This window comes from Stenotrophomonas sp. YIM B13575, assembly GCF_042787595.1.
Classification (GTDB): domain Bacteria; phylum Pseudomonadota; class Gammaproteobacteria; order Xanthomonadales; family Xanthomonadaceae; genus Stenotrophomonas; species Stenotrophomonas lactitubi_B.
The window spans coordinates 1-12,533 of the sequence record NZ_JBHZOP010000142.1; the positions used below are offsets into that span (position 1 = coordinate 1).

A 12,533-nucleotide genomic window follows, 5' to 3' on the forward strand; every position below is an offset into this window, starting at 1 on the left:
GGTCCGGTTGCGGGGGCGTGAGCCGCATGGATGCGGCGACCGAGCTTACAGGGACGTACTTGCAGCGCCCCCCGCAACCGGACCCACCCCGCCATCCCGCAGGAAGCCAGCTCTGGCTGTTGCTTCGGCAGTTGCAGTTGCCACCGCAGGTGCAGGGCGCAGCCCTGCCGCACACCCCTCACACCACCGGAATGCTGTGCTGCCCAAGACTGCGATACGGCGGAGTCGCCATCACCATTTCCGCCAGCGAGTAGGCCAGTTCGCGCTCGGCCATCACCGTGCCGTCGGCACCATGTTCAAGCAGATGCTTCACTTCGGCATCGCTGTGCGCGCGCGCCAGCAGGGTCAGGTTGGGGTTGATGGCACGCAGCTTGGCCAGGGTCTCACCGGCTTCCAGTGGCTGCGGGATCGCCAGCACCGCGATCTTGGCGCGCTCGGGATGGGCCTCGGCCAGCACCTTGTCCGACGCGGCGCTGCCGCGGATGCCGGGCAGGCCCGCCGCATGCGCTTCGGCAACATGTTCCTTGTTGTCGTCGATGATCATCACCGGCACGCCACGGTCGCGCAGCACCTGTGCCAGCGCGCTGCCGACGCGGCCGTAGCCGATGACGATGGCATGGTCGTGCAGGTCCAGCGACGGTCCTGGCGGCAGCTCGGTCTCCACCGCCGTAGGCGTGGTTTCCTGGTGCTTCAGCAGCCAGCGGTCGAGCAGACCGAACACCAGCGGATTGAGCATGATCGAGATCAGCGCGCCGGCCAGCACCAGCGCCTGGCCGGTGGGCGGCAGGATCTTCAGGGTCACGCCGAGGCCGGCGATGATGAAGGCGAACTCGCCGATCTGCGCCAGGCTGGCCGAGATCGTCAACGCAGTGCCGGTGGGATGGCCGAACGCGCGCACGATGAAGAACGCCGCCGCCGATTTGCCGAACATGATGATGCCGGCGGTGGCCAGCACCTGCCACGGATGCTCGATCAGGATGCCGGGATTGAACAGCATGCCCACCGAAACGAAGAACAGCACCGCGAATGCATCACGCAGCGGCAGTGAATCGCTGGCCGCCTTGTGGCTGAGTTCGGATTCATTGAGCAGCATGCCGGCGAAGAACGCGCCCAGCGCGAACGACACACCGAACAGCATCGCCGAACCGAACGCCACGCCCAGTGCGATCGCCAGCACCGACAGGGTGAACAGTTCGCGTGAGCCGGTACCGGCGATGCGCTCCAGGATCCACGGAATGACCCGGCGCCCGACCACCAGCATCACCGCTACGAACAGGCCCAGCTGCACGAACGTCCAGCCGATGCTGGCCAGCACGCTGCCGATGGTGTGGTGTTCGTTGGCCGCGTCGGGCCCGAACACGCCGGCCATCACCGGCATCATCACCAGTGCCAGCACACAGGCCAGGTCTTCGACGATCAGCCAGCCGACTGCGATCTTGCCGCGCTGGGTTTCCAGCAGGCGGCGCTCCTCCATCGCGCGCAGCAGCACCACGGTACTGGCCGTGGCCAGCGCGAAACCGAACACCACGCCGTGGATGACCGGCCAACCCATCAATGCCGCCAGGCCCCAGCCGAGCAGGGTGGCGACCAGGATCTGGCCGATGGCACCGGGAATGGCGATGGCCTTGACCGCCATCAGGTCCTTCAGCGAGAAGTGCAGGCCGACGCCGAACATCAGCAGCATCACGCCCAGCTCGGCCAGCTGGTTGGCCAGCGCCTGGTCGGCGACGAAGCCCGGGGTGAACGGACCGACGCAGATGCCAGCAACCAGGTAACCGACCAGAGGAGACAAGCGGAGCTTGTTGGCCAGCGCGCCGAAGATGAAGGCGAGCCCGAGACCAACGGCAACGATGTTGATCAGGTCGGTGTCATGGTGCATCGGCTCTCGCAGGAAACAGGGGGGTACCCCGATTTTCACCGATACGGCCAGATACGGCAAACCCGCAGGCCATGATCCGTGGCCTGCGGGTGCCCACGCGTTGTTGCCGGCCAGCGGCCGGCACTAGCAGAGCAGCCACCGGGCAGGGCCCGGCACTCCCGCTACTGCTTACCAGTTGTACTTGATCCGCCCGTACACATACGCGCCATTGAAGCCGAACGGCGAGTAGTTGCTGTACGGCAGCATGCCGAAGGTCGAGTTCTGCAGATCCTCGGTGCGGTCCGGGTACTCGTTCAGCAGGTTGTCGGCACCCACCGTCAGCGTCCAGTTGGCACTCGGCTTGTAGCTGGCCGAAGCATCCAGCACCCACTTGTCGCCGTAGGTCTGGTCACGCGTGGCCGTGGCCGAGTTGCGCACGGTGAACTTGCCGTAGCGGGTCGCGGCCAGGCCCAGCTCCCAGTGGTCCGAGCGCCAGGTGCCGCTGAGGATGGTCTTGTCGTGCGGGTAGCTGTCCTCGATGCGACCGATCTCATCGCGGCCGATCAGCGACTGGGTCAGGCCCAGCGTGCCGAACACCGCCGGCGTGCCACCCACGCGCTGCACTTCGGTGTCGTTGTAGCTGTACGCCGCGGTCAGCTCCAGGCTGCTGGCCGTGAACGGCACCGTGTAGCTGGACACGAAGTCGACGCCACGGGTGCGCGTATCCAGGCCGTTGGTGAAGTACGAGAAGGCGGTGACCTGCGGCAGGCCCAGCCCGGACAGCAGCGCACTGGAAGCGGCGTTGGTAGTGATGCTGGACGACAGCGCGATGCGGTTGTCGATGTCGATCTGGTACGCATCGACGGTGACGTACAGGCGGTCGATCGGCTGCAGCACCAGGCCCAGGCTGTAGGAGGTGGACGTCTCGGCCTTCAGCGGCGAAGCGCCCAGCGCCTGTGCGGCCTGGCTGGTGGTCGGGAAGGTGCCGCGTTCGACGAATACGCCGTTGGTGAACTGGCTGGTCACCGCCTGGTAGCCCTGCTGCGGCAGCGACGGCGCGCGGAAGCCGCTGGAGGCGGTGGCCCGCAGCGCGACCTTGTCGGTGAACGCGTAGCGCGCCGACAGCTTGCCGGAGAAGCGGTCACCGAAGTCCGAGTAATCCTCGTAGCGGCCGGTGATGCCGGCGGAGAACTTCTCGGTCAGGTCCGCTTCCAGGCCCGCATAGACCGCGTAGTTGTGGCGGTCGGTGTGCACTTCGTTGGTCGGGGTGAAGCCGGCGAAACCCTGCGCGCCGGTGCCGGTGTAGGAGTTCAGTTCACCCGGGTTCTGGTCCCACTTCTCGCGGCGGTACTCACCGCCGAAGGACAGCGTGACCGGATAGGCCAGTCCCCAGTCCAGCGACTTGGTCAGGTCGGCGTTGAAGATGTCCTGCTGGTACTTCAGCGTGCCGTCGTAGAACGAACGCGGGCTGGCGGCGCCCAGGCTGTAGTTGATGCTGTTGCGGGTGTGGAAATCCAGGGTGTTCTCGCCGTGGTTCAGGCTCAGGTCCCAGGTCCAGCCGTTGTCGGTGTTGCCTTTGACGCCGGCCACCAGCGAACGGTCCTTGGAATACTGGTTGATCTGCGGCACATAGCCGTCCGGGTAGGTCTGCGCCAGCAGCGCGGTCTGCCCGCTGTGGTTGCGCGAACGGTAGAACGCGAACGAGGTGATGTCGCGGTTGCTGAGCAGCGCGCTGGCGTAGCCGGTCACGTGGTCGCTGAAATCGAAGCTGGCGTTGACCGAGGCAGCGGTGGCGTCGACCTTCGGGTCGCCGACAATGAAGGTGGTCTGGCCAACGCTGGGGAAGTTGCCGGTGTTGGGCGTGGTGCCGCGGTAGGGACCGGCGCGGTCGCTCTCGTCCTGCTGGCTGATCTGACCGGCCACGTGCACGCGGCCACGGCCGTTGCCGAATTCCACGCCGGTATCGCCGGACAGCTGGTACTTGTTGCCGTCGCCGGCCGAGTACTGGCCGTAGTCGACGGCCAGGCTGCCGCCACTGCCGCTGCCCTTCAGCACGATGTTGATGACGCCGGCGATGGCATCCGAACCGTACTGTGCGGAGGCGCCGTCACGCAGCACCTCGACGCGCTCGATGGCGGCGATCGGAATCGCGTTGATGTCCACTGCCGACGAACCACGGCCGATGCTGCCGTTGACGTTGATCATCGCCGAGGTGTGGCGGCGCTTGCCGTTGACCAGCACCAGCACCTGGTCCGGCGACAGACCGCGCAGCTGTGCAGGGCGCACGCCGCTGGTGCCGTCGGTCAGTGCCGGGCGCGGGAAGTTCAGCGAGGGCAGCGCGCGCGACAGCGCGGTGGCCAGTTCACCGGTACCGGTGGACTGCAGGATCTCGGGGGTGATGATGTCGATCGGCGACTGCGATTCGGCGACCGTGCGGTCGGCCACGCGGGTACCGGTGACGATCACCGTATCCAGGGTGTTGGCGGCGGTGCCGGCCTGCTGGGCGGCGGCAACGAACGGAGAACCACCGAGTGCGACAGCGACGGCGGCGGCGATCAGGCTGGTCTTGCGGGTCATCGGGAGGGGGCTCCGGTTGGCGGGACGGCACCGGAATCGACATCACGGGGGTGAGCGGACGACGGTTGTTGCGGTGCGCAATACAGGAATTAACGGGATATTCAGTGCCTGTCAAATGTCTGTCATCAGAAAAAACGTTGCAGCAGCAACCATTTAGCTGCGACAGGCAGTGACGCGGGAGGGGGCCCGGGAGGCGCGCGGACAGGACGTGGGAGAGAGGAACGTCGCCCGCCGCGCATCCCGGGGCGCGTCAAGTATTCGTTAACGTTAGAATTGCGTCGCAGGAACAGTGCTTACCAGCACATTCCATTCGGTTATATGGACGCCTCCCCCCATGATTTCGCTTCGTAATTTCGCCTTGCGCCGCGGCGAGCGGCTGCTGTTGTCCAATGTCGACCTGACGCTGCACGCCGGTTACCGGGTGGGTGTGGTCGGCCGCAATGGTGCTGGCAAGTCCAGCCTGTTCGCGGCGGTGAAGGGCGAGCTGGAGGCCGACAAGGGTGACGTCGACCTGCCCGGCAAGATCCGCATCGCCAGCGTCGCCCAGGAAACCCCGTCGCTGCCGGACCCGGCGCTGAGCTTCGTGCTGGGCGGCGATATCGAAGTGGCCGCCGTGTTGGCCGCCGAGGCCGAGGCGACCGCCCGCGAGGATTGGGAAGCGGTGGCCGAGGCGCATACGCGCATGGCCGAGCTGAATGCCTACGACGCCGAAGCGCGCGCCGGCAAGCTGCTGCATGGCCTGGGTTTCCCGGCCGAAACGCACCACCGCGCGGTGTCCTCGTTCTCCGGCGGCTGGCGCGTGCGCCTGAACCTGGCCCGCGCGCTGATGATGCCCAGCGACCTTCTGCTGCTCGACGAACCGACCAACCACCTGGATCTGGACGCGGTGTACTGGCTGGAACAGTGGCTGCTGAAGTACCCGGGCACGCTGCTGCTGATCTCGCATGACCGCGAGTTCCTCGACAACGTGGCCACCCACACCCTGCACCTGCACGGTGGCGGCGCCAAGCTTTACCCGGGCGGCTACACCGACTTCGAGCGCCAGCGCGCCGAACAGCTGCGCCAGCAGCAGATCGCGCACGAGAAGGAACAGGCCGAGCGCGCGCATCTGCAGAGCTTCATCGACCGCTTCAAGGCCCAGGCCAGCAAGGCCGCGCAGGCACAGAGCCGGATGAAGCGCCTGGCCAAGCTGGCCGGTACCGAAGCAGTGCGCGCTGAACGCGAGTTCCGCATCGAGTTCGCGCCGCCGGCCAAACTGCCGTTCTCGCTGATCCGCCTGAACCACGTCGAGGCCGGCTACGGCAGCGACTCGGTGATCCTGCACAACGTGGGTTTCGGCCTGGAAGCGGGCCAGCGCATCGGCCTGCTGGGCCCCAACGGCGCCGGTAAGACCACTCTGGTGAAGACCCTGGTGGGCGAACTGGCACCGATCGCTGGCGAACGCGCCGCGCACCCGGACCTGCGCATCGGCTACTTCGCCCAGCACACGGTCGAGTCGCTGCATGAAGGCCAGTCGCCGATGGAACACTTCCGCGACCTGGCCCCGGATGCACCGAACCAGTCGTTCCGCGACTTCCTCGGCAAGTGGAATTTCCCGGGCGACCGTGCCTTCGAACCGGTGGACGGCTTCTCCGGCGGCGAGCGCGCGCGCCTGGCGTTGGCGCTGATCGCCTGGCAGCAGCCGAACGTGCTGCTGCTCGACGAACCGACCAACCACCTTGACCTGGAAATGCGCGAAGCGCTGGCCGAAGCACTGGCCGATTTCGACGGCGCGATCGTGATGGTCTCGCATGATCGCCATCTGATCGGCCTGGTCTGCGACACCTTCTGGCGTGTGGCCGATGGCGTGGTCGAGCCGTTCGACGGCGACCTCGACGCGTATGCCGCCTGGCTGCGTACGCGCCCGCAGGCGCAGGGCACCAAGGTACGCATGGAGCAGGTGGAGGAACCGGTGGTGGTCAAGACCGCACCGGTCGCGCAGATGGTGCAGAAGAAGCCGGTCAACCCGCACAAGCTGGCCAGTGCCGAAGCCAAGGTCGCCGAGCTGGAAGGCGTGCTGGCCGAACTGGACCGGCAGCTTGCCGACTCGAGCAACTATGCCGATGCCACGCGCATGGCGGTGCTCGGCCGCGACCGCGAAGCCACCGCCGCGCAGCTGGAAAAGGCCGAAGCGGCCTGGATGGAACTGCTGGAGTCGTAACCGGCCGTGTCGGCCGCTGGCCCACAACGCGATGCGACCAATGTCCTGTGTAGAGCCGAGCCATGCTCGGCTGTCGCGCGCAGCGCGGGATCGCACATGAAGCAGCCGAGCGTGGGCTCGGCTCTACATTACCCCTGCGCCTGCAGCCATTCGCGGAAGCGCTTGGCCGGTTCCCGCTCTGCACGTGAGCGCAGCCGGGTCAGCCAGTAGCGGCCCAGTTCCAGCGTGGTGGCAAACGGTTGCAGCAGCCGGCCCTCGGCCAGCTCCGCCTCGAACATGCGCAGCGGCAGCAAGGCCACGCCTGCGCCACCGGCCGCAGCCACAGCCAGCGTCAACGACGAATCGAACACCGGTCCGCGCGCTTCCACGCCGTTGGCCCCGGCCATCTGCAGCCACCGTGGCCACTCGTCGCTGCGGTACGAACGCAGCAGCGGCAAGGTCGCCAGGTCACGCGGATGCTTCAGCCGCCGCGCCAGCGCCGGTGCACACAAGGGTGCGAACGGCGCGTCCAGGATCGCCGTGCAGGTCTGCCCCTGCCAGTCGCCATCACCGAAACGGATCGCCAGGTCCAGGCCTTCACCGGCCAGGTCGATGCGGTTGTTGTGGGTCTGCAGTCGCAGCTCGATATCCGGATGCGCGGCGTCGAACGCAGCCAAGCGCGGCAGCAGCCAGCCAGTGGCGAAGGTGCCGACCACGCCGATCGTCAGCACTTCCCGTGCCGGGCCGCCGGTGTAGCGGGCGATGCTGGCTGAAATGCGTTCGAAGGATTCATTCAGCACCGGGTACAGGGCTGCTCCTTCCTCGGTCAATGCCACGCCGCGGGGCAGGCGATGGAACAGGCGAACGCCCAGGCGGTCCTCCAGCCCGCGTATCTGGTGGCTCAGCGCGGCCTGGCTGACACAGAGTTCCAGCGCCGCCCGGGTGAAGTTCTGGTGCCGGGCAGCGGCTTCGAAGGCGCGCAGCGCATTCAGCGGCAGAGTTGGGTGGAGCATGCGTGAGCCGTGAGCAGGTGTGATGGCTGATCGTATCTGCTTGCCGGGTGGCTTTGAAATAGCCGCGAGATGTCTGCGTCATGCATGAATAAACCTAATGGCTTCTCCTGAAAATTCGCGCTGGTGGCCAGCGTTGGTGGGCTCCGATAATCGGCATCACGCCCAGGAGAACCCCGAATGCTCGCTCGTCGCCGATTCCTGCAGTTCAGTGGCGCTGCCGCCGCTTCCGCGCTCGCCGCACCGCTGCTCGCCCGCGCCGCCACAACAACCATGGCCGCTGCACCCAGCATTGCCGCCTTCGCCGCCGCCACCGATTTCGCCGCACTGGAAAAGGCGTGCAGCGGCCGACTCGGCGTGACCCTGCTCGACACCGGCAGCGGTCGCCGCCTCGGCCATCGCCAGGACGAACGCTTCCCACTCTGCAGCACCTTCAAGAGCGTGCTGGCCGCGGCGGTGCTCAAGCAGGCCGAGCGTGATCCGGCACTGCTGGACCAGCGCCTGCCGGTACGGGCGCAGGACATTCTCGAGCACGCGCCGGTCACCCGCCGCCATGTCGGCAAGGACCTGACCGTGCGTGACCTGTGCCGGGCCACGCTGATCACCAGCGACAACACCGCCGCCAATCTGTTGTTCGCCGCGATCGGTGGGCCGCCGGCAGTGACCGCGTTCCTGCGCGCCAGCGGCGACACGATCACCCGCAGCGATCGCCTGGAGCCGGAGCTGAACAGCTTCGCCATCGACGATCCACGCGACACCACCACCCCGGCGGCCATCGCGGCGACGCTGCAGCGGCTGGTGCTGGGCGATGCACTCAAGCCGGCCTCGCGCCAGCAGCTGGCCGACTGGCTGATCGACAACGAAACCGGCGATGCCTGCCTTCGTGCAGGCCTGGGCAAGCGTTGGCGGGTGGGCGACAAGACCGGCAGCAATGGCGAAGACGCGCGCAACGACATCGCCGTGTTGTGGCCGGTGCAGGGCGGTTCGCCGTGGATCCTGACCGCCTATCTGCAGGCGGGCGCGATCAGCTTCGAACAGCGCGCGGCGGTGCTTGCGCAGGTTGGTCGCATCGCCGATGCACTGACCCGCTGAAGGGTTCTGCGCCGGCTGGATAGGGACACTTTCAGCCGTGTCCTGCTTGCCCGATCCGGATCGAACCCGCATCCTGCGCGCGTTCGATCCACACGGAAGTCCCCCGATGAGTCATGAACTGGTCTACCTGCTGCTGATCTTCGCGCTGCTGGTCATCCCGCGTGCGCTGCAGCGGTTCAGCCTGCCCGCGCCCCTGACCTGCCTGCTGTTCGGCATCATCGGCATGCTCTGGCTGGGCGACCAGGCGCACGACGCGGTCATCGGGCTGCTGGCCACGCTGGGCATTTCTTCGTTGTTCCTGTTTGCCGGCCTGGAAGTCGACCTGCAGGCCCTGCGGCGCGGCATGTGGCCGCTGCTGGCGCATCTGCTGATCCGCAGTGCGACCCTGTTCGGCGTCGGCTGGCTGGCCTGGCGTTACGCTGGTCTGCCATGGCAGGCCGCAGGGCTGCTGGCGCTGGCGCTGCTGACCCCGTCCACCGGCTTCATCATGGATTCGCTGTCGCGGCTGGGGCTGAGCGAGGACGAGCGGTTCTGGGTCACCAGCAAGGCCATCGCCGGTGAACTGCTGGCCCTGGCGGCGCTGTTCATCGTGCTGCAGGCCGGCGATCCTGGGCATATGGCACTGTCCAGCCTTGCGCTGTTGGCGATGATGATCGGCCTGCCACTGCTGTTCATCGCGCTCGGCCGCTGGGTCGCGCCGCATGCGCCGGGCTCGGAATTCTCGCTGCTGGTGATGGTCGGCATGGTGGCGGCCTACATCACCTACCTGCTGGGCGTGTACTACCTGGTCGGCGCCTTCATCGCCGGCCTGGTCGCGCGCCTGCTGCACCAGCGCATGCCGCTGCTGGCCTCGCACGAAAACCTGCATGCGCTGCGCCTGTTCGCCTCGTTCTTCGTGCCGTTCTATTTCTTCAACGCCGGCACCAAGGTGCCCAGCGAAGCGCTCAGCTTCGAGGCGCTGGGACTGGGCGTGGTGATCACCCTGGTGGTGCTGCCGCTGCGCATCGCGGTGGTCTGGCTGCAGCGACGCGTAATGTTCGGCGAGAGCTTCCGCAGCAGCCTGCGCGTATCGCTGGCACTGGCACCGACGCTGATCTTCACCCTGGTGCTGGCTGCGATCATGCGCGATCGCTTCCAGATTCCGGCGGTGCTGTTCGGCGCGTTGCTGCTGTACGCCGCATTGACCACGTTGCTGCCCTCGCTGGTGTTCCGCACGCCGTTCGATGTCGATCCGGTGGAGCAGGAGCCGGCAGGGCAGGGCGAAGATGCGCCGGTGGCGGCGACGGAAGTGGTTGCGGCCGATCCGACACCTGCACCTGCATCTGCATCGCGTTGACCCTGCGCAGGGCATCACGAGACTTGCGTTGCGGACGCGCAGCACGGGACACTGCGCGCCCCGCGACGTACCGGCCCTGGTGCGTTGGATACCCCAGGAGCTGCAGGCGTGAACCAGGACGTGAACCTCGACCGTAAACTGCTGCCAGGCAGGATCCTGCTTTGGTTCTCTGCCATCGCGCTGCTGATCCTGTTCGGGTACAGCTGGTCGATGCCACCGGTCGATGCCTCGGGATTCCGGCAGACGCAGACCGCGTTGTCGATCGACTGGATGGTACGTGGTGGCCCGTGGCTGGACTATCTGACGCCGGTACTCGGTGCGCCGTGGTCGATTCCCTTCGAATTCCCGCTGTACCAGTGGCTGGCAGCGCTGCTGTCCAGCGCCACCGGCATCAGCGCCGACAACAGCGGCCGGCTGGTGTCCACCGTATTCCACGTCGGCTGCGTCTGGATGGTCTACCGCACGCTGCTGGCCATCCGTCCTGACCGCGTGCTGGCGTTGTGCGTCGCCGGCGCCTTCGCGGTTTCGCCGTACGCCCAGTTCTGGGGACGGTCGGTGATGATGGAGTCCACGGCCGTGTTCTTCGGCCTGGTCTTCATCTGGGCGCTGGCGAACCTGCGCAACCGCCCGACTGCATGGCTCGGCCTGCTCGCTGTGGTGGCTGCCGTGCTGTCAGCACTGGTCAAGGTCACGACGTTCTTCGGTTTCGCGGCGTTCGTTGCGCTGGCGTTTGCCTGGCTGGCGGTGCGCGAGCATGGCTGGCGCCCGCAGTGGCTGCTGGGGCATTGGAAACTGCTGGCGTGGGGCATGCTGTCGGCGCTGGCGGTTCTGGTTGCCATCACCCTTTGGCTGCATCACGCCGATGCGCTGAAGGCGCAGTCACCGCTGGGTCAGCAGGTTACTTCCGAGGCCCTGTCCAGCTGGAACTACGGCACCCTGCAGCAGCGCCTGGATCCGGCCACCTGGTGGGGCACGGTCTTCAAGAAGCGCTTCTCCGGCGCAGTCGGCTCCAACTGGATTTTCCTGGTGTTTCTCATCGCGGGCCTGTGCATCGGCCGGATCCGCACCGCAGTCGCGTTGCTGCTGCTGGCCTACCTGGCACCGTTCCTGGTGTTCACCAACCTGCACATCGCCCATCCCTACTACCAGGCGGCCAACATCGTGTTCGCCACCTCGATCGTCGGCCTGGTGCTGTGGTCGGCGGTGCTGCGTGCCGACGCCATCGGCAAGCCGCGGCGCGCGGTGGCCCTGGCGGTGCTGTTGTGCATGCTGTCCACCGGTTTTGGCCTGGCCCACTACCTGAAGAACATGAAGGAAGCACGCGAGCCGACCACGGTTTCGCAGATCGCTGCGTTGATCCGCTCCAGCACGCCGGAGAACGGCGTGATCGTGGCGTTCGGCCAGGACTGGTCCTCCGAACTGCCCTATCTGGCAGGGCGCCGGGCGCTGATGATCCCGGACTGGGCCTCGGACCAGGCCCTGCAATCGTTCGCCGGGGCCAACGCGGCGCTGGGCGGGCTGCCGTTGGCTGCCGTGGTCGATTGCCCCAACCAGGTCGGCAGCACGCCGGAACGCGCCGCTTGGCAGGCGCAGATTCTGGCCCGGCATACCGCCGGCAGCCGAAGCCAGGCCATCGACGGCTGCCAGGTGTGGTTACGTCCGTAACAGTGGACAGCGGTCGGGCCGCGCAGGCCGGGTAGCCGGTTTGCGCCCACCGGCCATGGCCGTTAGGGTTGGGGCATGAAACCGATCGCCGCTGTTGCTTCCGCCATCGCCCTGCTCGGCCTCGCCGCCTGCTCGCAGCCATCGCATACGGTCAACCACGATCTGTCGACCGCACCGGCCGACGCCTTCATGGCCGCGATTGCCGCCCATTGCGGCCAGGCCTACGAGGGCAAGGTGGTGGAGGACACGCCGGCACCGACCGGCGAGGATCCCTTCGCCGGAAAGACGCTGGTGATGCATGTGCGGGGCTGTGCCGACCCGGGACATGAGCTGCGCATCCCGTTCCACGTCGGTGATGATCATTCGCGCACCTGGGTGTTGACCCGCACCGAGCACGGCGTGCGGCTGAAGCACGACCACCGCCATGCCGATGGCAGCCCCGATGCGATCACCCTGTACGGCGGCGACAGCAAGCCGCCGGGCACCGCCGAACGCCAGCAGTTCCCCGCCGATGGCGAATCGGTGGCGATGTTCCGTCGTGCCGACATGCTGGCCTCGACCCACAACACGTGGGCGATGGAGATCGAGCCGGACCAGCGCTTCGTCTATGAGCTGACGCGCCCGGAAGGGCGCCGTTTCCGGGTCGAGTTCGATCTCAGCAAACCGGTCGCGCTACCGCCTGCGCCCTGGGGTGATGCAGCGGCGCCGGCACCCTGATCGGCGTCCTGGCATGCTGCCGCGGACAGCCCGGTAGCGCCGGGCCATGCCCGGCGGCTTTCAAGCGGAGACCCTGCCGCTGCGCTCGCCGGGCATGGC

At 67.1% G+C, this 12,533-nt stretch carries 8 protein-coding genes; 5 read left to right on the forward strand and 3 right to left on the reverse strand.

The annotated features are described in order from the left end of the window. Window positions 1–178: 178 nt before the first annotated feature. Both ybaL and ACFX4F_RS18735 read right to left on the reverse strand, forming a co-directional pair. Window positions 179–1,879 carry a YbaL family putative K(+) efflux transporter gene (gene ybaL, locus ACFX4F_RS18730; RefSeq protein WP_099820893.1) on the reverse strand — a complete coding sequence of 567 codons (1,701 nt, stop codon included), beginning with the start codon at window positions 1,877–1,879 and terminating at the stop codon, window positions 179–181. Between the two features lie 168 nt (window positions 1,880–2,047). Next, complete coding sequence (locus ACFX4F_RS18735) at window positions 2,048–4,435, reverse strand: TonB-dependent receptor plug domain-containing protein (RefSeq protein WP_380657754.1); 2,388 nt, start codon at window positions 4,433–4,435, stop codon at window positions 2,048–2,050. Window positions 4,436–4,769: 334 nt separating this feature from the next. On the opposite strand from ACFX4F_RS18735, the gene ACFX4F_RS18740 reads away from it, so the two are divergent. Then, window positions 4,770–6,635 (forward strand): ABC-F family ATP-binding cassette domain-containing protein, encoded by a 1,866-nt coding sequence (locus tag ACFX4F_RS18740; RefSeq protein WP_346560252.1) that lies wholly within the window; start codon window positions 4,770–4,772, stop codon window positions 6,633–6,635. Window positions 6,636–6,763: 128 nt separating this feature from the next. Here ACFX4F_RS18740 and ampR read toward each other — a convergent pair whose 3' ends face one another. Further along, window positions 6,764–7,627 carry a LysR family transcriptional regulator AmpR gene (gene ampR, locus ACFX4F_RS18745; protein WP_099818793.1) on the reverse strand — a complete coding sequence of 288 codons (864 nt, stop codon included), beginning with the start codon at window positions 7,625–7,627 and terminating at the stop codon, window positions 6,764–6,766. A gap of 177 nt (window positions 7,628–7,804) precedes the next feature. Between ampR and blaL2 the strand changes: the two genes are divergently transcribed. From blaL2 to ACFX4F_RS18765, 4 genes are all read left to right on the forward strand, one after another. After that, window positions 7,805–8,716 carry a L2 family extended-spectrum class A beta-lactamase gene (gene blaL2 / locus ACFX4F_RS18750; protein WP_380657757.1) on the forward strand — a complete coding sequence of 304 codons (912 nt, stop codon included), beginning with the start codon at window positions 7,805–7,807 and terminating at the stop codon, window positions 8,714–8,716. A gap of 106 nt (window positions 8,717–8,822) precedes the next feature. Continuing rightward, window positions 8,823–10,052, forward strand: coding sequence for a cation:proton antiporter (locus ACFX4F_RS18755; protein ID WP_380657759.1), 1,230 nt, complete (start codon window positions 8,823–8,825; stop codon window positions 10,050–10,052). A 108-nt stretch (window positions 10,053–10,160) separates the two neighbouring features. Beyond that, window positions 10,161–11,717 carry an ArnT family glycosyltransferase gene (locus tag ACFX4F_RS18760; RefSeq protein WP_380657761.1) on the forward strand — a complete coding sequence of 519 codons (1,557 nt, stop codon included), beginning with the start codon at window positions 10,161–10,163 and terminating at the stop codon, window positions 11,715–11,717. 75 nt (window positions 11,718–11,792) lie between these two features. Then, a complete protein-coding gene (locus ACFX4F_RS18765; protein WP_099818797.1) occupies window positions 11,793–12,434 on the forward strand; it encodes a hypothetical protein in 642 nt (213 codons plus the stop codon). Window positions 12,435–12,533 lie beyond the last annotated feature (99 nt).